We start from the raw sequence: 486 nt of genomic DNA on the forward strand, positions 1-486 counted from the left end.
GCTCCCAGGCGGGCCCGAAGGCGCGGGGGAGCGTCAGCACCGACAGACCCGTGTTGCTGATCGTCACCGACTTGCTGATCACGTCGTGCGCCTGGGAGGTCTCGATGATCAAGGTCAGACCAAGATCACCCGTCGTGTCCACGTCGGTCGCCGTGAGCGTCGAACCGGTCGACGTCTTTTCCAGCCGCACGTCCTCGGCGCGCCAGACGAGCCGCGCCCCGACCAGACCCTCCCCATGATCGACGACAAGATCGACACCGCCCGCCTGCCTGCTGCCCAGCGCCGCGTACTCGAGCGGCTGCCGGTCGATCGGCAGCCGGAACCCGTGCACGTCCGTCGGCTCCCAGGGGCGCGGCTCCCCGTCCGTCCAGTCCTGCAGGACCAGGCCGGCCTCGTCCGGCGCGAGGGCGACGGCGTACGTGCTCGTGGCCGTCCGCAGCAGCCAGTGGTGGGGGACCTGGGTCACTTGTTCGCGCCCACCAGCAG

At 70.6% G+C, this 486-nt stretch carries 1 protein-coding gene; it reads right to left on the bottom strand.

All coding sequences use genetic code 11. The features are described from left to right. Window positions 1-466: hypothetical protein (locus I6F37_RS38725; protein ID WP_225154176.1), on the bottom strand; the 466-nt coding region annotated here is incomplete at its 3' end. Between the last annotated feature and the right edge of the window lie 20 nt (window positions 467-486).

The sequence above is a fragment of the Bradyrhizobium sp. NBAIM08 genome (genome assembly GCF_020193935.1).
GTDB classification, from domain to species: Bacteria; Pseudomonadota; Alphaproteobacteria; order Rhizobiales; family Xanthobacteraceae; genus Bradyrhizobium; species Bradyrhizobium yuanmingense.